This window comes from Clostridium sp. (genome assembly GCF_036646415.1).
Classification (GTDB): domain Bacteria; phylum Bacillota; class Clostridia; order Clostridiales; family Clostridiaceae; genus Clostridium_J.
The window spans coordinates 76,454-98,857 of the sequence record NZ_JAVXMF010000012.1 but is presented as its reverse complement, the minus strand read 5'-3'; the positions used below and the strand labels follow the sequence as shown (position 1 = coordinate 98,857).

The window sequence follows — 22,404 nt, the reverse complement described above, 5'->3', positions numbered from 1 at the left end:
ATAGGAGAAGATAGTATTGTTTATCCATTAAGTTCTGTAAGGGGTTATATTCCAGCGAATAGTATTTTGAAAAACAGTGGTGAAATTGTAGAGAGAAAATAAAGTCAAGGAACCAGAATATCGTATTATTTCAGAAGTGAATTTTACTGTGTTTTAATTCGCACCTTTCTTAAAGGTTCTAATAATAGTGGCGTTATAATTATTACAACCTTATATTATAATGTCACAACAATATTCATATTACGATGGACATAGGAGGTAAGTGAATGAAAATACAACTAAAAAAATGTTTATCTGAACAGGTACACATTCCATCTAAATTTCAAGTAAAGAAGTTAACTTTGGAAAGAAGAGATTTAGAGGAAAAATTAAAATATTATCTTTCAAAATTTACAGAGGGAATATTAGACCCAGATATTGCAGGTAAGAAACCAGATAGGTTTATTACAAATCTTCAAAATGGTATGTTAGGAGATTGGTCAAAGAGATATATTATAACAGCACATGATGATAATGAGGTTATAGGTATTTTAATAGGGCTACAGGAAGCAGAACTAGGGCTACATATTTACTCATTACATTTTTCACCAGAATATCGTAATAAAGGTGTTGGCTCTACGCTGTTATCGAAATGTATAAATGATATGTGCATAAGCAATATAAAGGATATTTGGTTAGATGTTCACAGTGATAATAAACCTGCTTTAAATTTATATAAAAGGTTTAATTTTATGTAAATTAATGATATTTAGCATCGTTTATTTATTAAAAAAAGTATAAAACTTTTCTATTTTAAATATTAATTGTAAAAAAGTGAGTCACACTGTTAGGAAGTGTGGGGAATAATTACAATGAGTGGAGGATAGATAATGGATTATAATAATAAAGAATTTTGGAGTATATTAGACGATTTAGCAAGTGGTTCTGAAATAGTAATAGATAGACCAAAAGGCTCAAGACATCCTATGAAGTTGATTATGGATATTTAAAAAACACAATTTCTATGGATGGTGGAGGAATTGACATATGGAAAGGGACAGATGAAAAACGTGAAATTGATGGGATTATATGTATCGTGGATTTATTAAAAAAGATTCTGAAATCAAAATACTGGTTGGTTGTACAAATAATGAAAAAGAAATGATATACAGGGTTCATAATAATTATGAGTTTATTAAGGGGATTTTTATATCAAGGTTAGGAGTGTAATTTTTTGGAGGTCATTAAATGGAAATTTGGGACATACTAGATGGAAATGGAGAATTTTTAATTACAAAACGTACCCCAAACAAGACAATATTACCAAATATGTGGGAAACAACTGTTGGTTCGGCAATTGTTGGTGAGGATAGTTTGGATGCCACATTAAGAGAAATCAAGGAAGAAATAGGTATTAAGTTATCTCCTACAAATGGGCAATATCTCTTTAGATTAAAAAGACAACAACATGACTTTATGGACTTTATAGATGTGTGGCTGTTCAAGGAAGAAGTAGATATTACAAAAGTTATTTATCAACCAGAAGAAGTATGTGGAGTAAAGTGGGCATCTCCAAGTCAGATTCAAGCCTTGATAGAATTAGGTGAATTTGCGGATACATTTACTTACTTTGAAGATTTATTTAAAATAGCATAGTTGTTCATAATCTTCTTAGGTCATGCCTCATTGGTAGACTATGGCGAATGAATTGAAGTTTAAAGATAATTGGGAGGATAACTAAATGTTATACAAAGAAGATATAATTAAAATACTTAAAGATATAGACTTGCCTTTAAGTGAGTATTGGATAACCTCTGGTGCAGGTTTAGTAATTCATGGAGTTAAAAAAAGCACAAACGATATTGATTTAGGGTGTACCACTAATTTAATTGAGCATTTTTTAAAGAAAGGTTGTAAATATAGAGTAGCGGAAGATAATTCAAGAATCATGGAGATAACCGATACAATAGAAATCCTTGAAAATTGGTTTGTCGATGAAATTGAATTCATTGATGGATTACCCATAGGTAGTTTAGAAAGCATAAAAACTCAAAAGACAGAGTTAGGAAGAGAAAAGGATATTAAGGATATTAGGATTATAGATGAATATATTAAAAATAAAAAGTAGTATACAGTATGAGTATAATTTTTAATTGATTACTTAATGAATTATTCATAAATAATGATTAAATCATTAATATACAATTGACTCAAACTTGTATTATAAGGAGAACTATAGATTATTTATATTAGGAGGTATTAAATTGAGTGAATTAATTTTAGTAAACCCATCAAAGGTTTTAGAAGAAAAAATTCTGGAATACAAACAAGAGTATTTAGACTTTAAGGAAACTAATATCAATGGCAGTTGTGGCCTAGCCCGTTATAATGATTTTGATGAATGGCTTGAAATTGTTCTTTCAATTGAGAAAGATAAACTTCGCAATAATGTTCATGCCAGCACATTCTTTTCTGTAAGAAAATCTGATAATGGAATTATAGGTACTATTCAACTACGTCACTTTTTAACTGATGAATTAGAAAAACATGGAGGACAAATAGGTTATGGAATTCGTCCAACTGAGCGAAAAAAAGGTTATGGTAAGCAACAATTATTACTTGTTTTAGAAATTGCAAAAGATATAAAAATTTCAAAAGTAATGATTATCTGTGATAAAGATAATATTGCTTCAAGTCAGACTGCGATGAGTTGCGGTGGTATATTAACAAGCGAAAATTTCCATGAAGGTAAAGAACAACAAATATATTGGATTAACCTCCGCTAATAAGCATAATCTACAGTAAGTTTCTTGCACAATAGGATTATTATGTACCAATAAAAATTAAATAGTATAAATCAAATAAGCATAATTCTTAGTTTATATTATTCTTTAATTGTGAGTGAAAATGGACAACAATATGGTTGTCCCTTTTAGATTGGTCATATTTCCACATTATTTTAAAACAGAGGTAAGTATATCTTTAGATAAATGTAGCTATTACATTAAATTCCACATTCATATATACACTTTTGTTTTTCCCAACATTGATACATCTCATTATGTGGTGGTAAATCTATTATCTCCCTAAGTTTAAGACCTACTTTCTCACAAGTCATTCGAGATCGAAAATTATCTGGATTACAAGTTATTATTAATCTATCCTTGCCATGAGCAATTGCTATCTGTTTGATAATTTTACAAGCCTTTGACGCATAATTATTACCTCTATAAGAGTTTTCAATACTATAGCCAACATGACCACCATAATATGTATTCTCATTATATCCAATACGAATATCAATATCACCTATACTATCATTTAAATTGTGTATATTAATTTTATATTTATATGCAGGTACATAACCTTTTTCCTCATTAGACGGTGTTTTATATTCTATCTTTAAATCAATATCACCATCTGTTAAAAAATCAAAATCCTTGAACTCAAACATCCGTATCCTCACTTTTATTTCATCATAATTTACAAAGTTCCATATATTATGTTTATTGGATTTAGACAACATATATGAAAAATACGTATTACTTTAACTAAAAATAGGTATCATTTCTGAAAGTTGAAATACTCTTCTTTTGATAATTCCAGAATACAATTTCCATCAACAATTCCTATTTCCTTAAATCCTGACTTTTTATGTCCTAATATTGCAGATTTTCTTTCTACAGGTATATCATTTCTTAATTTATCTATGTTCAAATCCTCAAATGCTTTTTCCGCTAATTTAAGCAGTCCATCAAAACAATATCCTTTACCTCTATGTTTGGCTTCAATCACTATTCCAATACAATGAGAATTACTAGTTTTATCATAACGAAAACTTACTTCCCCAATGTAATTATTACTTTTTATATCAGTGATATAGGCATAAAATCTTTCAGGTTCATTAGAAATCCATCGAGAATACCAATTACTCCAAAATTCATTTCCAAAATCAATGCAACCAGTTTCATTATTATAATTATCAAATCCAAGTTCATAACCTTTATTATAAGACATTGTATCAGGTTGAGATAATATTTCCTGCCTATAATTGAGTTCCTCAAAAGAAGGAATGTGTAAATACAATCTATTTTTCATAAACCTAACCCCCATTTAATTCACCATAATCTACCATCGTTCACTATATCATATATTAATTATACATCTATAAAAATTAATTTTAAACAAAATTTACCAACTTATAATATATTGACTCTCTTATTTTAAAGTCCTTTAATAAGTTCTTGACCCTAGCAATCACTACCTCACCCAGCAGTAATTTTTAGATACTTATCAGCAAGATTGCTAATTAACTACAAGAAAAAATACCGCTTATCCATCTTGAATAATGCGGTATTACAATTACTATTAGTATTAAAATCTATTTAACATATTATATAGCTATCCATTCCTAAAGAGCTTCAACCTCTGATTTAGTTAAGCCAGTTATCTCAACTATTGTTAAAGTATCTATCCCTTTTAACTTCATATTCTTAGCTATCTCAAGTTTTCCTTCAAGCTTTCCTTCAAGTTTACCTTCAAGCTTCCCTTTTTTCTTAGCTTCTTCTTTCATATCCTTTAACATTGTAGCATTACTTGCAACCATGGTTTCAACCTCCTCTTGACTTGCTGATAATATATTAATGGCTGTCTCCGCCATCTCTTCTTCTACTGTGTTTTTAACCCAATGCTTTATTAGAATTTTATCCTTTTGGGTTAAATTGTTAAAAAATAGAGCTATAGTTTTAATTCTTTCTAAAAACTCACTTGGGTCTATCTTCTGATCTAATAGAAATATAGCTGAAGTCATATTATTATTTCTAATTAACTCTTCTTTAGTATAGCTATTATTCACATCAAATAAATCATATTTAAAGTTTATAATGCTGTCACCAAAAATTTCACTACCGCTTATCATATCAGAGAATCTTACTTTTGCATCCCATTTTGAATTCCCATTATAAAGTACAATAGGAATAACTGCTGGAATTTTTATATCCTTATCCCATTGTTTCTGATTTTCATTTTTACAATGTTCTCTAAGTAATTCACTGATATAAAAGAATAATCTCAGTGGCATTCTATAATCTACAGTGGATTGAAACTCTAGAAGCACATAAAATATTACCTCTGCATCTCCTATTTTCCCCTTGTAGACTATATCTGATTCTTTCTCATCATAATCTGAAAGTACATAGGATTTATTCACTAAAATTAAATCTTCTGCATTTAAATCTTTAGCCCAAGGTGCTTTTAACATTCCTTTTACTAAATCTAAAAATACTTCTTTGTTAGAATATAAATCCTTATAACTCTTGTCATGAATATTATTAATTTCCTTTTTAAAATTCATTAAACTACCTCTTATTTTATCTCATCATTAGTTTGAGTATTAACTTCATGTATGTTCTTTATACTTATATTATATCTTATAAGGAGTTAAAATTACACTCTAACTTAACATACAAAGTGAATACCCAAATAAAATAATCTTAATCACTTTATTATCACAAATTAATGCTATTTATTATAAAGTCTATCTAAAAAAACTGTGGAAATTTAGTTAATACTTCTATGTAAAATTTTATTTAATTTTACTTTTATTACTGTATAATTAACATATAATCTAGGAATCGATTGTATTTTATTGAGAATTAAATGGGGGTTGGAGAAATGAGAAAGTATTCATTATCAGATATCTTAAAACATCTAATGGTATTAATTCCTGTATCATATATTCTAGGATTTTTACTAATGTTTCTAATAAAATCATGGGAGTACTTTATATGAGAAAATTTCTAACTAATAGAGAGTTATCAAAGCCAATATTTTTAATCACATTAATTTTATTTTCATGTGCATTTTTTACATATGGTATGGTAACAATTAACAAATTAGGGCTTTATTCTGTGGTTATTTCTGGTGAGTCTATGGAAAAAACGCTTTATGATGGAACAAAACTTCTACTTATTGATGCTAATATAAAGCAAATAGAGAGAGGTGATTTAGTATCAATAGCAGCAGCATCTCAAGATGGTCAGTACTTTAATGCTACTAAAAGAATAATAGCTCTTCCTAATGAAGTGATTGATATTAAAGGTGTTGATGTATATATTAATGGAGTCCTTTTAGAAGAACCTTATGCTTATTATAGTACAGATAGTAATGATGATTTAAATTTTAAATTAGGAGAAAATGAGTATTTTTTCATGGGAGATAATAGAATGAATAGTGTTGATTCTCGTCATGTAGGATCATTTAACAGACAATCTATTTTATCAATTATATGGAAGTATAAAAATTAATAAAATAAAGAGTATTACACACGTTTAGTAAATTGTGAGTAAAAAGGGATAACAATATTGTTGTCCCTTTTAGATTGGTTATAGTTCTACACTATTGTAAAACAGAGCCAAATGTTTTTTAAATTAAATGGAGGCCCCTTGAACTAGATTTTTAAAGAAAGTGATATAATAGCAATAAAGAATATTGCCTAGGCAATTGAATTTAACCTTATTAAGGTTGCAGAAAGTAATACTTATCATATGAAATAAGTGGATTGTAATATGATTTAGAAATATAAATTAGATTTTGCTAGATAATAATGAAGATAGATTACATGAATTTTAAAAGAAATCACTATGAAGTTAGGAGGAGTTAAATGAGGAAGTTAAAAGTAAACATTCCTAATAATGAATATGAAATTCTTATTGAAGATGGAGTTATAAATAGTATTGGATTAGAAGTTTCTAAGATATATCATGGAGAAAAGATAGCTATAGTAACTGATGAAAATGTAGATAAACATTATGGTGATATTGTAGAAGAATCCTTAAAGTGTGAAGGGTATAATATATTAAAGATAGTGTTACCGCCAGGAGAGAGAAGTAAGTCTATGGAATCTCTTATGAATTTATATGATGAACTTTTAGATTTTAAGATAAATAGGGGACATCTAATCATTGCATTAGGTGGAGGGGTTATTGGAGATTTAACTGGATTTTGTGCCTCAACGCTTTTAAGGGGAATACCGTTTATACAAATCCCTACATCTCTACTTGCTCAGATAGATTCATCTATAGGTGGGAAGGTTGCTATAGATTTACCAAGAGGTAAAAATCTAGTGGGAAGCTTTTATCATCCCAAAGCTGTTTTTATAGATCCACAGGTTCTTAAAACATTGAATAGAAGATATGTAAATGATGGTTTAGGCGAAGCTATAAAATATGGACTTATAAAAGATAAAGAGCTTTATGATACACTAAAGAATATGGAGAGCTATACTAAGCTGTTTGAAAGCTTTGAAGATATAATTTATAGATGCTGTGATATAAAGAGAGAAATAGTTGAGAAAGATGAGAAGGATACTGGGGAGAGAATGATATTAAACTTTGGTCATACCATTGGTCATGCCATAGAAAAAATCCATAACTTCGATAAGTTCTCTCATGGTGAAGCTGTTTCAATTGGAATGTATAATATAGCAGTAAAATGTGAAGAAAATGGGATTTGTCCTAAGGGAACTGCTGATAGTATAAAGGATACACTTATAAAGTATCATTTGCCTTATGAAGCACAGGATATAAAAAGAGAAAGTCTTATTGAAATAATTGGAGTAGATAAAAAGAATGTAGGTAAGGATATAAACTTAATTCTTCTTAAAGATATAGGAGAAGGATTTATTAAGAAGGTTCCTAGAGGAGAAATAACAAACTTCATCTGAAGTTAGGAATAACTTGATTTTATGGAGGGATTTAATTGGGAAAAATTATTATAAAGCCGAGAGTATTAAAGGGTGAAATTAAGATTCCTCCATCCAAGAGTCTTGGACATAGAGGGATAATTTCAGCTGCATTAAGTAAGGGTGTTTCAACAATTGATAATGTACAGTTTTCTAAAGATATAGTTGCCACATTAGAAATTATGGAAGCCTTAGGTGCTAAGATTCAGAAGGGTTCAGATTCACTTATTATTGATGGTACAAATATATTTTCTTATGGAGATGAGGAAATTAGTCTTCAGTGTAATGAGTCAGGATCAACTATTAGATTTCTTATTCCTATAGCTTTAGTAAGGTCAGGAAAGTATATCTTTGAAGGAAAAGGAAAGTTAGTTACAAGGCCATTAACCTCATATTATGAAATCTTTGATGAAAAGAAAGTAGAATATGAAACAACCAGTGGAGCATTGCCACTAAAGGTGAATGGAAAACTAACAAGTGGTATATATAAGCTAAGAGGAGATATTAGTTCTCAGTTTATAACTGGATTATTATTTTCTCTTCCACTTTTAAATGGAGATTCAGAAATAGTAGTAACTACACAACTAGAGTCAAAGGGATATATAGATCTTACTATAGATGTATTAAACACTTTTGGAATAGAGATTGTGAATGAAGATTATAAGTTGTTTAAAATAAAGGGAAATCAAAGATATTCTCCAAAGGATTACTATATTGAAGGCGATTATTCTCAAGGGGCTTTTTTCTTAGTGGCGGGGGCTATTGGATGTGATATAAAGTGCAGAGGACTTAGAGCAGAATCACTTCAAGGAGACAAGATGATATTAAATCTGTTAAAGAGAATGGGATGTAATATTGAAGAGAAAGATGGATATATTAAAGCGTTGCCTTCTAAAACTAGAGGTATAGAGATTGATGCTTCGGAGTGTCCAGATTTAGTACCAATTCTTGCAGTTTTAGCTAGTCTTTCAGATGGTGAAACTAGAATAGTAAATGCAAAGCGTCTTAGAATTAAAGAGTGTGATAGGCTTAATGCTACAACAGTAGAGCTTAATAAGCTAGGAGCAAAGATAGAAGAGTTTGAGGATTCCTTAGTAATACAAGGAGTAAAAGAGTTTACAGGAGGAGAAGTAAATTCTCATAATGACCATAGAATTGCAATGGCTTTATCAATGGCAGCAACTAGAGCTACAGGTGAGGTTATAATAAATAATCCTATGGCTATAGAGAAATCTTATCCTAATTTCTTTGAAGATTATATAGGACTAGGAGGGGATGTAGTTGAGTTCAATAATAGGAACTAAAGTGAAAATATCAGTATTTGGTGAGTCACATGGTGAAGCTATTGGTGTAGTTATCGATGGATTGCCAGTTGGCTATGATATAGATTTAGATAAGGTTTATGAGGAGATGAAAAGAAGAGCACCAGGACAGGATGAATTCTCAACTCCTAGAGTGGAGAAGGATATACCAAGAATACTTAGTGGAATTTTTCAAGGTAAAACTACAGGGGCTCCACTATCTGCAATAATTGAAAATACTAATACTAAGTCTAAGGATTATTCAGATCTAAAGGTTAAGATGAGACCAAGTCATTCTGATTACCCTGCCATGATTAAGTATGGTGGATACAACGATTATAGAGGTGGAGGTCATTTTTCAGGAAGACTTACTGCACTATTTGTATTTGCAGGAGCTGTATGTAAGGAAATTCTTAAGGAAAGCAACATATACCTAGGTGGACATATAAAATCCATAGGTAAAATTAAGGATTCTGAATTTCACAGGGTAAACATATCTAAGGAGTTACTTGATGATTTAAGAGTAGATAGATTTCCTACATTAAATAAAGATATTAAAGAAGCCATGAAGGATGAGATTATCAAGGCTAGGGAAGATGGAGACTCTATTGGTGGAGTTATAGAGGGAGCTGTTATTAATTTGCCAGTAGGTATAGGAAATCCAATGTTTAATTCCGTAGAAAGTGTTTTAGCTCATATGCTTTTTTCTATTCCTGGAGTAAAAGGTGTAGAGTTTGGAGCTGGGTTTAATATTTCAACTCTAAGAGGTAGTGAAGTAAATGATGAGTATTATATGGAGGGTGAAAGTATAAAAACTTATTCTAATAATAATGGAGGAATACTTGGTGGATTAACTACTGGAATGCCAGTTACATTCTCTGTAGCTTTTAAGCCAACACCATCAATATCCTTACTACAAAGAACTGTAAATATAGATACCAAGGAAGATGATATTTTGGAGATACATGGAAGACACGATCCATGCATAGTACAAAGGGCTGTACCTGTAGTAGAATGTGCTGCAGCGGTTGCTATATTGGATATATTACTTCAAAATTAGAATGAGGCTATGTTTAAGCTGATGATAGATTAAGGAGTGAAGCTTTTGAATAATATAATACTAATAGGCATGCCAGGGTGTGGAAAAACCTCCTTTGGAAAAGAACTTAGTGAAGACCAAGGATTAAACTTTATTGATTTAGATGAATATTTAGTAGAGAAAAATGGAATGACCATAGAAGAGATGTTTGAAAATGGTGAAGAATTTTTTAGAGATAGAGAATCAGAAGCTGTGAAAGATATGGTGTCTGTTAAAAATACTATAATAGCTACTGGTGGTGGTGTTGTAAAGCGAAAGAAAAACATAGATATACTAAAAAGCTGTGGATATCTAGTGTTTATACACAGGAAACCAGAGAAAATAATTGAATCTGTGGATACTTCTACGAGACCATTACTTAAAGATGGAAAAGAAAAGATATATAGTTTATATAATGAAAGATATGATTTATATAAGGAGTATGCAGATGTAACCTTAGATAACAACGGCACAAAGGAAGATGTAATTAAAAAGTTAATGGAAATACTAAAAGATCTATATATTTAGAGTAATTCTAAATATGTAGATTTTTTATTATAGATTAAAATATAAGGATAAAAGAGTAAAATTAAATGAATTAAGAAATTTCCATAATAGTTAGCTAGATGTTAAGATTAATGATTCCTATATTTGTGACATTGAATATTATATTAATATAGGGATTGAGGTGAAAATGATGGATAATAAAAAGGTAATGTCCATTATAAAGCGGCAAGAAGGATTAAAGCTTGATTTTAAGTTAAAACTTTCTTTAGAACTTGAAAGTGGTAAGAAGGAATTAGCTAAAGATATTTGTGCTATTGCAAATTCTAAAGGTGGAAGAGGATATATTGTTGTTGGAATAGAGGATAAAACTAAGAAAATAATTGGTTTAAATTGTAATGAATTACTTACAGAGGAACAAATACAGCAAATAGTTTCTTCAAGGTGCGAACCTCCTATTCCAATTTCAGTGGATATATATACTGTTAAACAAAAGCAGATTTGTATAATAACCATATATGACGGATGTCAAAAGCCATACCAACTTAAGGACAATGGAGCGTTCTATATTAGACGTGGATCAACTACAGATACCATGAGAAAACAGGAATTGGTAGAAGCTTTTGAAGAGAATTTAGATTTTTTTATTGAGACTTGCCCTATTGTGCGAAGTAACATTGAACTTTTGAACAAGGAGTTAATTAAAAAGTATTTTAAGAATAAAGGCATATATATGAATGAAAATAATGAAAAATTTCTTATGGAAAGTGCGGGAATAACTTATGTTGATAAAGAAAGTAGAGAAGTTAAATGCACTTTAGGAGGGCTTTTAGTCTTTGCTGAAAAAAATAGTATCTGTGTACCTCAAAATATGATTAGGATAACAAATAAAATAAATAAAGATAACTGTAAAATAGAAATTGTACAGGGTAATCTCCTATCTATGATAGATAAAAGTGAAGAGATATTAAGGGATATACTTCCAAAGAACTATCCTATAGCGGCCATAATAGAAGGAATTAATAATGGAGTATTATATAGAGAGTATTCAACTATAAATAGATGCATAGAAGTTATTATTTCTGAACGTAGTGTAATTATTAATAGTCCAGGCCAAAGGATACAGAATAATACAAGGGGACGAAAGAGTATTTATAATAAAAGAAACATGTGGTTATATGAAAAATTGATAACCTTAGATGATAATAAACGTTTTATAAATAACGAGGGTGGATTTGCGAGAATAAGTAAGGCATTCAATGGAAGGGTAAAATTCATTAACTGTAAAGAAGAGAAGTGTTTTAAGGTAATATTGCCTGGAACAAGATTTTATTGATATAAGATTGGGAGTAATAAAAATACTCCCTTTTCTATGGTACCAGCCTCAAATGAAAAGATTATCTTAAACGTAAGGTTATTTATTGGGTTAAGATGGATAAATTAACTGAATTGACAAAGGAAAATAAACATGTAATAATAAAAAAAAGCATCTGAAAACAGTTGCAAAAGGAGTTGTACATGGATTCAAGAAAATTATTAGAAGAAAATCCGATAATAGCAGCAGTAAAGAATGAAGGCGAGCTAGAATTAGCGTTAAGTTCAGAGGTGCAAGTAATATTTGTGCTATTCGGAGATATACTTAATATTAAAGAGATAAGTGAAAAGGTACATGCAGCAGATAAGGTTGGCATAGTTCATATAGATTTAATAGACGGAATTACAAATAGAGAAGTTGCTATAAAGTATTTAAAGAAGGAAACTTATTTTAAGGGTGTAATAAGCACAAAATCCCAAGTGGTGAAATACGCTAAAGCCCATGATCTTTTAGGTATACAAAGGGTATTTATATTTGATACTATTTCACTAAATAATTCAATAAAACATTTGGGTGCAGAGTGCGATGCTATAGAGGTATTGCCAGGAGTAATCCCAAAGGTCATAGAACAACTTGCAGAAAAGTCTCAAAAGCCAATAGTTGCTGGTGGACTTATTGAAAGTAAAGAAGAAGTAATAATGGCTTTAAAATCAGGGGCAACCTGTGTATCTACCACAAAAGAAGAAATTTGGGCTATGTAGGCAAGAGATATGAGAGAGACTACATAAGACTAGAGGGCTCTAGTTTTATGTGTCTTTTTTTTGAGTGAAAATCTAAATAAAATATTAAGATAAGGTGGGGGAAAAATGGGAGATTATATAATTGCATTAGACCAAGGGACAACAAGTTCAAGAGCTATAATATTTGATAAGGAGCAAAATATTCTAGGAGTAAGTCAAAAAGAATTTACTCAGATATACCCAAAAGAAGGCTGGGTAGAGCATGACCCTATGGAAATATGGGGAAGCCAATATTCTGTACTTCAAGAAGTTATAGCAAAGTCAAATATAACACAAAATGACTTAGCTGCTATAGGAATAACAAATCAAAGAGAAACGACGATAGTATGGGACAAGAAAACGGGTATGCCAATATATAATGCAATTGTGTGGCAGTGCAGAAGAACAGCTCATATATGTGATGATTTAGTTGCTGAGGGTTTTGATGAATATATAAGAGAAAATACAGGGCTTTTAATTGATGCTTATTTTTCTGGAACAAAGATTAAGTGGATACTTGATAATGTAGAAGGTGCTAGAGAAAAGGCTGAAAATGGTGAGCTTTTATTTGGAACAGTAGATACATGGCTTGTTTGGAAGCTAACAAATGGTAGAGTACATGTAACTGATTATACAAATGCTTCAAGAACTATGCTCTATAATATTAAAGATTTACAGTGGGATGAAAAAATATTAGATAAGTTAGGAATTCCAAAGTCAATGCTTCCAGAGGTGAAAAATTCTTCAGAGATTTATGGACACACTAACTTAGGTGGAAATGGTGGAGTTAGAGTTCCTATAGCTGGAATTGCAGGAGATCAACAGGCAGCTTTATTTGGTCAAGCTTGTTTTGAAAAGGGTAGTGCTAAAAATACCTATGGAACAGGATGTTTCCTATTAATGAATACTGGTGAGGAAATTATAAGAAGCAAAAATGGACTTTTAACCACCATTGCAATAGGAATAGATGGAAAGGTTCAATATGCTTTAGAAGGTTCTGTGTTCATGGGAGGAGCAGTTATTCAGTGGCTTCGTGATGAACTTAGAATGATAAATGATGCGGCAGATACAGAGTATTTTGCAGAAAGAGTAGCGGATAATGGTGGAGTTTATGTTGTTCCTGCATTTGTAGGTCTTGGAGCACCTTATTGGGATATGTATGCAAGAGGGGCCATCTTTGGGCTAACCCGTGGAGCAAATAGAAATCATATTATAAGAGCTGCTTTAGAATCAATTGCATATCAATCAAAGGCAGTGATTGATGCCATGGCTGAAGACGCTGGATATAAGATAGAAAAATTAAAGGTTGATGGTGGTGCTAGTAGAAATGGATTCTTAATGCAGTTCCAAGCTGATATTATAGATCAAGCAGTTACAAGACCAATAATATCAGAAACTACAGCATTGGGAGCTGCATATCTTGCAGGACTTGCAGTAGGCTTCTGGGAAAGTAAAGAAGAAATTTCAGAGAAGTGGTTTGCAAGTAAAACATATATGCCTACCTTTGATAAAGGTACTATAAATAGACTATATTCAGGGTGGGAGAAGGCTGTAGTAAGAACTAAGAAATGGGAAGATGACTAATGGACAATATAGTTTTAAAATGATGCCACATAAATAAATAGTAGTATATAATCATAGTATTACTTAAGTGAATGGGGGAAAAATATGAGCTTTAAAATTAAGAGATTTAATGAACTTACAACAAATGAATTATATAAAATTCTAAGAGCTAGAAGTGAAGTGTTTGTAGTAGAACAGACTTGTATTTATCAAGATTGCGACAATAAAGATTACAATGCTTATCATTTATATTTAGAAGAAGATAATGAAGTTATAGCTTATTTAAGAATCTTAGATAAAGGAATTTCTTACGATGAAATATCTATTGGAAGGGTACTAGTTAAGAATACTCATAGAAACAAAGGATTAAGTAGAGCTACTATGGTGAAAGCAATTAGTTTTATAGAGGAAAAACTTAAAACTAATGAGATTAGAATATCAGGCCAAGTTTATTTAAGGGAATTCTACAAGAGCCTTGGATTTAAAGAAGTATCAGCAGAGTATTTAGAAGATGATATTCCTCATGTAGAGATGTTATACAAAAAGTAAGGATCAGTCAGTGGTCCATAAATATGGACACTTTTGAGGAAAAATGATATAATATTAGTATAATAAATAGATATTAGTGCTAAGAGAGTTAGAGACAAGCACAAGATAAGGATTTATGTCCTTGTTTTGGCTTGTCTTTTTTTATGCAACAAGGAGGAAATGTTAATGTATGATATAGCAATAATAGGTGCTGGAGTAATTGGAGCTTCAATATTTAGAGAACTTATGAGATATGATTTAAAGGTAGTAATAATAGATAAGGAAAACGATGTTTCTATGGGGACAACAAAGGCTAATTCAGCTATAGTTCACGCAGGATATGATCCTAAGATTGGAACTTTAATGGCAAAATATAATGTTAAGGGAAATGAAATGTTTGAAGAACTTTGCAGTGAACTTTCAGTACCCTTTAAAAGAAATGGGTCACTAATTCTTGCCTTTGATGATGAAGATATGAATACTATTAGAAGTCTATATGACAATGGAAATGAAATAGGAGTTAAAGGGTTAGAAATTTTAAATAGAGAACAGGTACTTGAAAAAGAACCAAATATAAATGAGCAGGTTATGGGAGCATTACATGCACCTACAGGCGGAATTGTTGGACCTTTTGAATATACTATAGCCCTTGTAGAAAATGGTGTTACAAACGGTGGAGAAGTAAAGCTTGGTAGAGAAGTTGTGGCAATAGAAAAGAGAGAGAACTTTACTATAACAACAGCCGATGGCGAAGTAATTGAAAGTAAATATGTAATCAATGCTGCGGGTATTTATGCAGATAGAATACACAATTTAATTTGTGAGGAATCTTTTAAGATAAATCCTATTAAAGGTGAATACTTTGTAATGGATAAAAGCCAAGGTAAGGTTGTTAGCCATACAATATTCCAATGTCCTTCAAAATTAGGTAAGGGTATCTTAGTTACACCTACAGTTCATGGGAATCTATTAGTTGGGCCAGATGCAGAAAGTATGGACAATAAAGATAATGTGGCAACTACAGCAGAAAATTTAGAGTTTATTAGAAACACTTCTATGAGAACTACGGATAAAATTAATTTTAGAGAGAGCATTAGAAACTTTGCAGGACTTAGAGCAAATCCTGATTGTGGAGATTTTATTGTAGAAGAAGCTAAAGATGTAAAAGGATTTATAGACGTAGCTGGAATGAAGTCACCAGGACTTTCATCTGCACCAGCCGTAGCACTTGATGTGGTAGAAATACTTAAAAACTCAGGACTTAAAGCTGAGAAAAAAGATAACTTTGTAAGAAATAGAGAAAGAATAGAGTTTATGGAATTATCACAGAAAGAAAAGTCAGAGATTATTAAGACTGATAGTAGATACGGAAAGATAGTATGTAGATGTGAGAGCATCACAGAGGGTGAGATTGTTGAGAGCATCAAAAGATCCTTTGGCAAGACAAGCTTAGATGGAGTAAAGAGAAGATGTAGACCTGGAATGGGAAGATGCCAAGGTGGATTCTGTGGACCTAGAGTTCAAGAGATAATATCAAGAGAGCTAAACATTCCAATGGAAGATATAGTTCAAGAGAATGATGGTTCATATATTTTAACTGGTAGAACTAAGTAGGAGGAGACATTTATGTATGATTTAATAGTAATAGGTGGAGGACCAGCGGGACTTGCTGCTGCATATGAAGCTTATAATAAAGGGATAGAAAATATATTAATAATAGAGAGAGATAGAGAACTAGGTGGAATACTGAATCAGTGTATTCATAATGGGTTTGGCCTTCATACTTTTAAAGAAGAGCTTACAGGACCTGAGTATGCACAAAGGTTCATTGATATGATAAATAGCACTAAGGTAGAAGTTAAACTAGATACTATGGTTCTTGAGATAAAGGACAATAAAGAGGTTCATGTAATAAATGAAACCGATGGATACTTAGTATTAAAAAGCAAGGCTATAATACTTTCTATGGGATGTAGAGAAAGAACTAGAGGAGCTATTAACATGCCAGGGGATAGACCTTCAGGAGTGTTTACAGCAGGGGCTGCTCAAAGATATATTAATATGGAAGGATATATGCCAGGAAAAGAGGTTGTAATCTTAGGTTCTGGAGATATCGGTCTTATTATGGCTAGAAGAATGACCTTAGAAGGAGCAAAGGTAAAGGCTGTTGTAGAGCTTATGCCATACTCTAATGGTCTAAATAGAAATATAGTTCAATGTCTAGATGATTATGATATACCTCTTTATTTATCTCATACTGTAACTAAGGTTGTAGGAAAAGGAAGACTTGAGAAGGTTGTAATCGCAAAGGTTGATGAGAATAAAAAAACTATTAAAGGTACAGAAATAGAGTTTGATTGTGATACATTACTATTGTCAGTGGGATTAATACCAGAGAATGAATTATCTTCAAATGCTGGCCTTGAAAAAGATAGAAGAACTAATGGACTTGTAGTAAATGAGAGTATGGAAACTTCCGTTGAAGGTATATTTGCTTGTGGAAATGTAGTTCATGTTCATGATCTTGTTGATTTTGTTAGTGCTGAATCTAAGCATGCGGGAAGTTGTGCGGCTAAGTATATACAAGAAGATGCTATTAAAGGTGAATATGTAAATATAATTAATGGTAAAAATATAACTTATACTGTACCACAGAAATTAAATGTAGAAGTAGTAGAAGATAAATTGACAGTATTTATGAGAGTTAATAATATATATCATGACAAAAATCTAGTGGTTAGATGTGGTGATGAAGTAATTGCATCTTTTAAAAGAAAACATTTAGCACCGTCAGAGATGGAAAAAATATTACTTACAAAAACTCACCTTGAGAAGGTGACTGGGGATATAACAATTTCTTTGGAGGATGGTGAATAACATGATAAAAGAGTTAATTTGTATAAGTTGCCCTATGGGATGTCATTTAAAAGTTAATGTAGAAACTAAAGAAGTTACAGGAAACACCTGCAAAAGAGGAGAAGTTTATGGAATTAATGAAGTAACCAATCCCATGAGAGTTGTCACTACAACGGTGAAGGTGAAGAATGGAGAACTACCAGTTATTCCAGTAAAAACAAAGGTTGCTATAGGAAAAGCATTAAACTTTAAAGTTATGGAAGTTTTAAATTCTATAGAAGTAGAAGCTCCAGTGAAAGTGGGAGATGTTATTGTAGAGAACATTTTAGGCACTGGAGTAGATGTGGTTGCCACTAGGAATATTAAGGCAGTATAGAAGATTTATAGGTGATATTTAGATATAAGGCATCTTCAAAAAATAAATAAGTCAATCTCCTAGGCTATTTTGAGTGATACGTCGTCAGCAGAACCCTTAGATAGTTCTACTATCTGCGGAACCTGCTTCCTTGTCTAACTCAAAATATCCTTCGCATCTTTGACTTATTATTTATTTTCACATGCCTAAACTAATAGATAGTAAGTATAAGCAGATTGAAAATACTATATTAAAATAAGAGTCCATGTATGGCAGTGCGCTATACATGGACTTTTTCTATGCCTAAGGCATCTTCAAAAAATAAATAAGTCAATCTCTTAGGCTATTTTGAGTGATACGTCGTCAGCAGAACCCTTAGATAGTTCTACTATCTGCGGAACCTGCTTCCTTGTCTAACTCAAAATATCCTTCACATCTTTGACTTATTATTTATTTTCAGATGCCTAATATAAATAAAATCGTGAATCATATGAATATTTATTACAAATTATGGAAATTAATTAGGTGTATTTAAATAAATTAAGTCTTAAAGCTAATTTGTTTATAAAGAAGTAATAATATATCTAGGAGGTTCATATGAGTAAGAAGAAAGTAATTGCATTATTAATGACGGGGGTACTAGTTGTTGGAGGTGCGGTGGGAACCTATGCTTGGTTTACGGATAGTGAAATTGCCAGTGCCAATTTAATTATCAACACAGGTACTTTGAAGATCGATAAAGATGAAACATCAGATAATTGGACTGTAAGTAATAATAATAACACGGAGATTGACAATAAAGATGGACTTAATAACTTTACAAATGTAAAACCTGAAGATTCATTTGAGAGAACATTCACTGTTAAAAACACAGGAACTTTGACTCAAAAGATAAGTAGTCATGCTATGACACCGAAGGAGTTTACTTCTAAATTAAAGGAATATGGAAATGCAGAGGGTAATGAAGATTTTAAGGGAATTGAAAATATACTTACGTTGGATTCAATAGAGGGAGTAGAAGAAGAAACCCTTGAAAAGGATAAAACTAAGAGCTTTACAATTAAAGTAACATTAAAAGGCAAGGAAACAACAAATGGTGAAGAAACAATAAATTGGGAAGCAAGACAAATTGATTTAACTAAAGTGCTAAAAGATATGAATTTCATTAAGGTGGATGCAACTCAAACCAATGCAAATTGAACAAATAAAATTGAAATCAAAGAACTTTTACAATTGAACTTCATTGTAAGATAAAGCTCTAGTTAATTAGAGCTTTATTTTAAATAGTTTAGGGGGTGGTAGTATAAAGATATTAAAAAAATCAATTCATGTGTTACTGGTAACGATAATATTTATACTTTTAGGATTTAGTAATGAATATGCAAATGCAGAATCAATAAATAAAGATATACTTATTGAATGTGAATCTGGATCTGGTAACAACGATAACTATAATATTTTAATAACTCCAGGAAAAAGCAGTACTTTAAGATTTAGCATAAAAAATAATGGTAATGAGGATATAGATATAACTAAGATAAATATAAGGAACTTTTGCATAGAGGATATTCTTAATGAGAGCAATAATAATCTTAAAGTGGAAATAATAGAAGAGCTTATTAATAATTTAAATATAACTGTTGATAGTGAATCACAAACTTTATGTGAAGGTAATCTTAGTGAAGTAGAATCAAATAATGATAGAGTTTTAGAGACTAAGATGAATTTAGAAGATAATATAAGGATTTATAAAAGGGGACAAAAAGATTTTAACTTGATACTTTATTTAAATGAGGATATAAGCAATAACCTTCAAGGATTAAGGTGTAGTTTTGATATTCAAGCTAATTATAAAGCTGGTAAGAGGCAAGATGAAACGAATATAGTAGATGGAATTTTACCCCAAGCAGGTGGTAAAAACATTATTTACGTAGTAGGAGTACTAGGCGTAACTACATTACTTGCTGGCATACTGCTGTCTAAATTTAAAGTGTAAAGGGGTTTAAGCATTATTTTATATAAGCTATAAAAATCAAGAAAAAAGTTGGTGATCAATATGGGTCATAGAATAAAGGTAGAAGATGATAAGTCGGGAATTAGAAATTCAAAGCTTGGTAGTTTGTTTGTATTAATTTTTATATTAGCCAGTATAGGAACAGCATTAACTTATGGGTATTTTTATGACTCCATATCATCTAAGGCGGATTTAAATATAACAACAGGAACCTTGGACATAAGTTTTAACAGTGGCGATGGAACCGTTATTACCAACCCAATAAATATGGAGGGAATGGCGCTAGGAGAACACAGGAGTTCAGAAATTAACATTGCAAATAATGGAACTTTGAGAGAAAAGGTAGAGGTAGTATTTGAAGATTTTCAATGTGACTTTCAAGGAGATGCTGAAAATGACTTTCTTAATAATTTTAAATATGAATTGAAAGTTATAACGGATACTAATAGTTACAATATATCCATGGGAACCTTTAAAGATTTAAAGTCTGAAGAAGTAATAATGTTAATAGATAGCAATACACTAAAACCTATAGTTTTAAACCCTGATGAAGTGATTAAAGTTAGTTTGAGTATAGCTTTATCAGAGGATGTGGATGAAATTTATGAGAATAAGGGATTTAACTTTAGTATTAAATTAAGAGGAACTCAAGTGAATGATGAGTAATCTAATATATTAAAGAAATTATAGAGAAGCTACATTAAGTTTCATTCAGATGGAATGAAATCTAATAGGAAAGAGTGTATATGATTTAAGGTATGGAGGAGAAAGATGAATGCGGTATCTTAAGAAGTGCAAGGAAGTAATATATTATGTATTACTTATTATTTTAGTATTAACTATAATTATTAATCTTTCAAGTAGAATACCTCAGCTATATAACTTAACAAAGGTTAGCAGTTATACAGTACTTACAGGAAGTATGGAGCCAGTGATAAGCCCAGGAGATATGGTTATAGTTAGAAAGGTATCCTTAGATAAATTAAAGGTTGGAGATATAGTAACCTTTACTAAAGATAATCATAGCATTACCCATAGAATAATAAGCATTAATTCAGACGAATTTACAACTAAAGGTGATAGCAATGATACAAAAGATTTAGAGAAGGTCACAAATGTGGAACTAACAGGTAAGGTAGTTATGATAATTCCAAGAGTGGGATACCTGTTTAATATATTATATACTCCATTAATGGCTAGTATTTTTATGATATTAGGAGGAATTTTAATAGGGTTTAAGATTTTTAAATCTAGGGAATTGGTTAAAGATAAAAATTAGTAGGAGAATACAAGTGAGTTTTAAAAGGAAGATTATAATTTTATTTTTGTCATGGATATTAATTTTTACAGGAACAGTATACACTTATGGTTTCTTTACATCAGAAGATTTTTTAGAAAATAATAATGTATCTACAGGAGAATTTCCTAAGAGCAACTTAATTGTTAAGATGTATGCATCTATAGGGCCTTTATATGCAGGGGCTATACCAGGAAATTCAGCAAATCATACTTCTAATTATACAGATTGGTTAGATAATGCAGGTAAATATGCAATAAGTGATCTATTAGGAAATGATTTGATATCAATTGGAGAAAAGAAGAATGAGTTTAGCAATATACCAAATAATAATGAAGATAAAGTATCACCAAAGGCAACTATCGGCTCGGCTAAATTTAAATCATGGATGGGAGTTGCAACAGAGGATACTAAATCGGGAGAGCATGGAACTATGATTCATCCTGTAATAGCAATCTCAAATGGTATTCATGAATTGAGTAATGTTAGAAAGTTAAACTTAAAGGAAATACAGCTAGAGGTTGGTCAATGGGATATTTATAGCAATAATGAAGAAGCATATTTTGAATTATCTCAGAATAGGTCAAATAAAAGTGTTACTGTAAACTTTAGTAATGATTTAGAAGTAAGAAAAAACGATGCAAGAATTAAAACCTATAATTGGAATGGAGAAGAATACATATTAAATAATGGATATCCATCAGAGCCAACATATCCATCAAAAGTAGATTTAATTATCTTTGATATAGGAAGTAAGGGAAATTATACTTATGCAAATGAATTAGGAAAAGAGCAAGGTTTATTGGATGTTTATGAAAGAATTATTGGAATATCAGATCACTTTCACATAGGTGAGGATGGTAGATATAATAATAGTCTGTGGGATGATGGAAACCATATGAAATATCATACTTCAGCTGGTACTAATTTAGTGATGAGAAAGATACAAAAAATACCCTTAGTAGGAATGAAAATAAAAGCTACACTAAAGTATAATAATAATAAGATTATTGATATTGCACCTTATCTAATTAACATAGGTGAGGTATAAATAAATTACATTATGAATAGTATTATTATAAAGCAATTTTAGG

General features: G+C 30.8%; 24 protein-coding genes. 21 read left to right on the top strand and 3 right to left on the bottom strand.

Features of this window, described 5'->3' with window-relative positions; translation table 11 throughout:
• Positions 1 to 266 precede the first annotated feature (266 nt).
• The 4 genes from RSD37_RS10010 (at position 267) to RSD37_RS09995 (ending at position 2,765) form a co-directional block, all read left to right on the top strand.
• Entirely contained in the window at positions 267 to 737 is a 471-nt protein-coding gene (locus RSD37_RS10010; RefSeq protein WP_346946589.1) for an N-acetyltransferase, read from the top strand.
• A gap of 490 nt (positions 738 to 1,227) precedes the next feature.
• Positions 1,228 to 1,635: an NUDIX domain-containing protein gene (locus RSD37_RS10005; protein ID WP_346946588.1), complete on the top strand. Its 408-nt coding sequence runs from the start codon at positions 1,228 to 1,230 to the stop codon at positions 1,633 to 1,635.
• A gap of 85 nt (positions 1,636 to 1,720) precedes the next feature.
• Positions 1,721 to 2,107: a hypothetical protein gene (locus RSD37_RS10000; protein WP_346946587.1), complete on the top strand. Its 387-nt coding sequence runs from the start codon at positions 1,721 to 1,723 to the stop codon at positions 2,105 to 2,107.
• Positions 2,108 to 2,243: 136 nt separating this feature from the next.
• On the top strand, positions 2,244 to 2,765 hold the full coding sequence (locus RSD37_RS09995; RefSeq protein WP_346946586.1) for a GNAT family N-acetyltransferase: 522 nt from the start codon (positions 2,244 to 2,246) through the stop codon (positions 2,763 to 2,765).
• 218 nt (positions 2,766 to 2,983) lie between these two features.
• Here RSD37_RS09995 and RSD37_RS09990 read toward each other — a convergent pair whose 3' ends face one another.
• The 3 genes from RSD37_RS09990 to RSD37_RS09980 form a co-directional block, all read right to left on the bottom strand.
• Positions 2,984 to 3,433 carry a GNAT family N-acetyltransferase gene (locus RSD37_RS09990; RefSeq protein ID WP_346946585.1) on the bottom strand — a complete coding sequence of 150 codons (450 nt, stop codon included), beginning with the start codon at positions 3,431 to 3,433 and terminating at the stop codon, positions 2,984 to 2,986.
• A 110-nt stretch (positions 3,434 to 3,543) separates the two neighbouring features.
• Positions 3,544 to 4,077, bottom strand: coding sequence for a GNAT family N-acetyltransferase (locus RSD37_RS09985; protein ID WP_346946584.1), 534 nt, complete (start codon positions 4,075 to 4,077; stop codon positions 3,544 to 3,546).
• Positions 4,078 to 4,390: 313 nt separating this feature from the next.
• Positions 4,391 to 5,332, bottom strand: a complete 942-nt coding sequence (locus RSD37_RS09980) for an Rpn family recombination-promoting nuclease/putative transposase (RefSeq protein ID WP_346946583.1) — start codon at positions 5,330 to 5,332, stop codon at positions 4,391 to 4,393.
• 433 nt (positions 5,333 to 5,765) lie between these two features.
• Here RSD37_RS09980 and lepB point away from each other — a divergent pair, with 433 nt between their 5' ends.
• The 17 genes from lepB to RSD37_RS09895 all read left to right on the top strand — a co-directional run bounded on the left by lepB (position 5,766) and on the right by RSD37_RS09895 (position 22,361).
• Positions 5,766 to 6,284: a signal peptidase I gene (gene lepB / locus RSD37_RS09975; protein WP_346946582.1), complete on the top strand. Its 519-nt coding sequence runs from the start codon at positions 5,766 to 5,768 to the stop codon at positions 6,282 to 6,284.
• A gap of 356 nt (positions 6,285 to 6,640) precedes the next feature.
• Positions 6,641 to 7,702: a 3-dehydroquinate synthase gene (gene aroB, locus RSD37_RS09970; RefSeq protein ID WP_346946581.1), complete on the top strand. Its 1,062-nt coding sequence runs from the start codon at positions 6,641 to 6,643 to the stop codon at positions 7,700 to 7,702.
• 35 nt (positions 7,703 to 7,737) lie between these two features.
• A complete protein-coding gene (gene aroA, locus RSD37_RS09965) occupies positions 7,738 to 9,024 on the top strand; it encodes a 3-phosphoshikimate 1-carboxyvinyltransferase (RefSeq protein WP_346946580.1) in 1,287 nt (428 codons plus the stop codon).
• Positions 9,002 to 10,081 (top strand): chorismate synthase, encoded by a 1,080-nt coding sequence (aroC, locus tag RSD37_RS09960; RefSeq protein ID WP_346946579.1) that lies wholly within the window; start codon positions 9,002 to 9,004, stop codon positions 10,079 to 10,081. The genes aroA and aroC overlap by 23 nt, the downstream gene beginning before the upstream one ends.
• 36 nt (positions 10,082 to 10,117) lie before the next feature.
• Positions 10,118 to 10,627: a shikimate kinase gene (locus RSD37_RS09955; RefSeq protein WP_346946578.1), complete on the top strand. Its 510-nt coding sequence runs from the start codon at positions 10,118 to 10,120 to the stop codon at positions 10,625 to 10,627.
• A gap of 169 nt (positions 10,628 to 10,796) precedes the next feature.
• Positions 10,797 to 11,939, top strand: coding sequence for an RNA-binding domain-containing protein (locus RSD37_RS09950; RefSeq protein WP_346946593.1), 1,143 nt, complete (start codon positions 10,797 to 10,799; stop codon positions 11,937 to 11,939).
• 182 nt (positions 11,940 to 12,121) lie between these two features.
• Positions 12,122 to 12,679: a glycerol-3-phosphate responsive antiterminator gene (locus RSD37_RS09945; RefSeq protein WP_346946577.1), complete on the top strand. Its 558-nt coding sequence runs from the start codon at positions 12,122 to 12,124 to the stop codon at positions 12,677 to 12,679.
• 105 nt (positions 12,680 to 12,784) lie between these two features.
• Entirely contained in the window at positions 12,785 to 14,281 is a 1,497-nt protein-coding gene (gene glpK, locus RSD37_RS09940; protein ID WP_346946576.1) for a glycerol kinase GlpK, read from the top strand.
• An 84-nt stretch (positions 14,282 to 14,365) separates the two neighbouring features.
• Positions 14,366 to 14,809 (top strand): GNAT family N-acetyltransferase, encoded by a 444-nt coding sequence (locus RSD37_RS09935; protein WP_346946575.1) that lies wholly within the window; start codon positions 14,366 to 14,368, stop codon positions 14,807 to 14,809.
• A 165-nt stretch (positions 14,810 to 14,974) separates the two neighbouring features.
• Positions 14,975 to 16,402, top strand: a complete 1,428-nt coding sequence (locus tag RSD37_RS09930) for an NAD(P)/FAD-dependent oxidoreductase (RefSeq protein ID WP_346946574.1) — start codon at positions 14,975 to 14,977, stop codon at positions 16,400 to 16,402.
• 12 nt (positions 16,403 to 16,414) lie between these two features.
• Positions 16,415 to 17,665, top strand: coding sequence for an FAD-dependent oxidoreductase (locus RSD37_RS09925; RefSeq protein WP_346946573.1), 1,251 nt, complete (start codon positions 16,415 to 16,417; stop codon positions 17,663 to 17,665).
• A gap of 1 nt (position 17,666) precedes the next feature.
• Positions 17,667 to 18,020 (top strand): DUF1667 domain-containing protein, encoded by a 354-nt coding sequence (locus RSD37_RS09920; protein ID WP_346946572.1) that lies wholly within the window; start codon positions 17,667 to 17,669, stop codon positions 18,018 to 18,020.
• A gap of 576 nt (positions 18,021 to 18,596) precedes the next feature.
• Positions 18,597 to 19,199 (top strand): TasA family protein, encoded by a 603-nt coding sequence (locus RSD37_RS09915; RefSeq protein WP_346946571.1) that lies wholly within the window; start codon positions 18,597 to 18,599, stop codon positions 19,197 to 19,199.
• A 130-nt stretch (positions 19,200 to 19,329) separates the two neighbouring features.
• Positions 19,330 to 19,995 carry a hypothetical protein gene (locus RSD37_RS09910; protein WP_346946570.1) on the top strand — a complete coding sequence of 222 codons (666 nt, stop codon included), beginning with the start codon at positions 19,330 to 19,332 and terminating at the stop codon, positions 19,993 to 19,995.
• 60 nt (positions 19,996 to 20,055) lie between these two features.
• A complete protein-coding gene (locus RSD37_RS09905; protein ID WP_346946569.1) occupies positions 20,056 to 20,679 on the top strand; it encodes a TasA family protein in 624 nt (207 codons plus the stop codon).
• Between the two features lie 109 nt (positions 20,680 to 20,788).
• Positions 20,789 to 21,292, top strand: a complete 504-nt coding sequence (locus RSD37_RS09900; protein ID WP_346946568.1) for a signal peptidase I — start codon at positions 20,789 to 20,791, stop codon at positions 21,290 to 21,292.
• 13 nt (positions 21,293 to 21,305) lie between these two features.
• The gene (locus RSD37_RS09895) at positions 21,306 to 22,361 is read left to right on the top strand and encodes a hypothetical protein (RefSeq protein ID WP_346946567.1); all 1,056 of its coding nucleotides are present in this window, start codon (positions 21,306 to 21,308) and stop codon (positions 22,359 to 22,361) included.
• The last annotated feature ends 43 nt before the right edge of the window (positions 22,362 to 22,404 follow it).

Coding starts and splice junctions, on each gene's coding strand:
- RSD37_RS09990 (WP_346946585.1), bottom strand. CDS start 3,433: ATGTTTGAGTTCAAGGATTTTGATTTTTTAACAGATGGTGATATTGAT.
- RSD37_RS09920 (WP_346946572.1), top strand. CDS start 17,667: ATGATAAAAGAGTTAATTTGTATAAGTTGCCCTATGGGATGTCATTTA.
- RSD37_RS09900 (WP_346946568.1), top strand. CDS start 20,789: ATGCGGTATCTTAAGAAGTGCAAGGAAGTAATATATTATGTATTACTT.
- lepB (WP_346946582.1), top strand. CDS start 5,766: ATGAGAAAATTTCTAACTAATAGAGAGTTATCAAAGCCAATATTTTTA.
- RSD37_RS09985 (WP_346946584.1), bottom strand. CDS start 4,077: ATGAAAAATAGATTGTATTTACACATTCCTTCTTTTGAGGAACTCAAT.
- RSD37_RS09930 (WP_346946574.1), top strand. CDS start 14,975: ATGTATGATATAGCAATAATAGGTGCTGGAGTAATTGGAGCTTCAATA.
- RSD37_RS10005 (WP_346946588.1), top strand. CDS start 1,228: ATGGAAATTTGGGACATACTAGATGGAAATGGAGAATTTTTAATTACA.
- RSD37_RS09935 (WP_346946575.1), top strand. CDS start 14,366: ATGAGCTTTAAAATTAAGAGATTTAATGAACTTACAACAAATGAATTA.
- RSD37_RS09945 (WP_346946577.1), top strand. CDS start 12,122: ATGGATTCAAGAAAATTATTAGAAGAAAATCCGATAATAGCAGCAGTA.
- aroB (WP_346946581.1), top strand. CDS start 6,641: ATGAGGAAGTTAAAAGTAAACATTCCTAATAATGAATATGAAATTCTT.
- RSD37_RS10010 (WP_346946589.1), top strand. CDS start 267: ATGAAAATACAACTAAAAAAATGTTTATCTGAACAGGTACACATTCCA.
- RSD37_RS10000 (WP_346946587.1), top strand. CDS start 1,721: ATGTTATACAAAGAAGATATAATTAAAATACTTAAAGATATAGACTTG.
- RSD37_RS09915 (WP_346946571.1), top strand. CDS start 18,597: ATGAGTAAGAAGAAAGTAATTGCATTATTAATGACGGGGGTACTAGTT.
- RSD37_RS09905 (WP_346946569.1), top strand. CDS start 20,056: ATGGGTCATAGAATAAAGGTAGAAGATGATAAGTCGGGAATTAGAAAT.
- glpK (WP_346946576.1), top strand. CDS start 12,785: ATGGGAGATTATATAATTGCATTAGACCAAGGGACAACAAGTTCAAGA.
- RSD37_RS09950 (WP_346946593.1), top strand. CDS start 10,797: ATGGATAATAAAAAGGTAATGTCCATTATAAAGCGGCAAGAAGGATTA.
- RSD37_RS09925 (WP_346946573.1), top strand. CDS start 16,415: ATGTATGATTTAATAGTAATAGGTGGAGGACCAGCGGGACTTGCTGCT.
- RSD37_RS09980 (WP_346946583.1), bottom strand. CDS start 5,332: ATGAATTTTAAAAAGGAAATTAATAATATTCATGACAAGAGTTATAAG.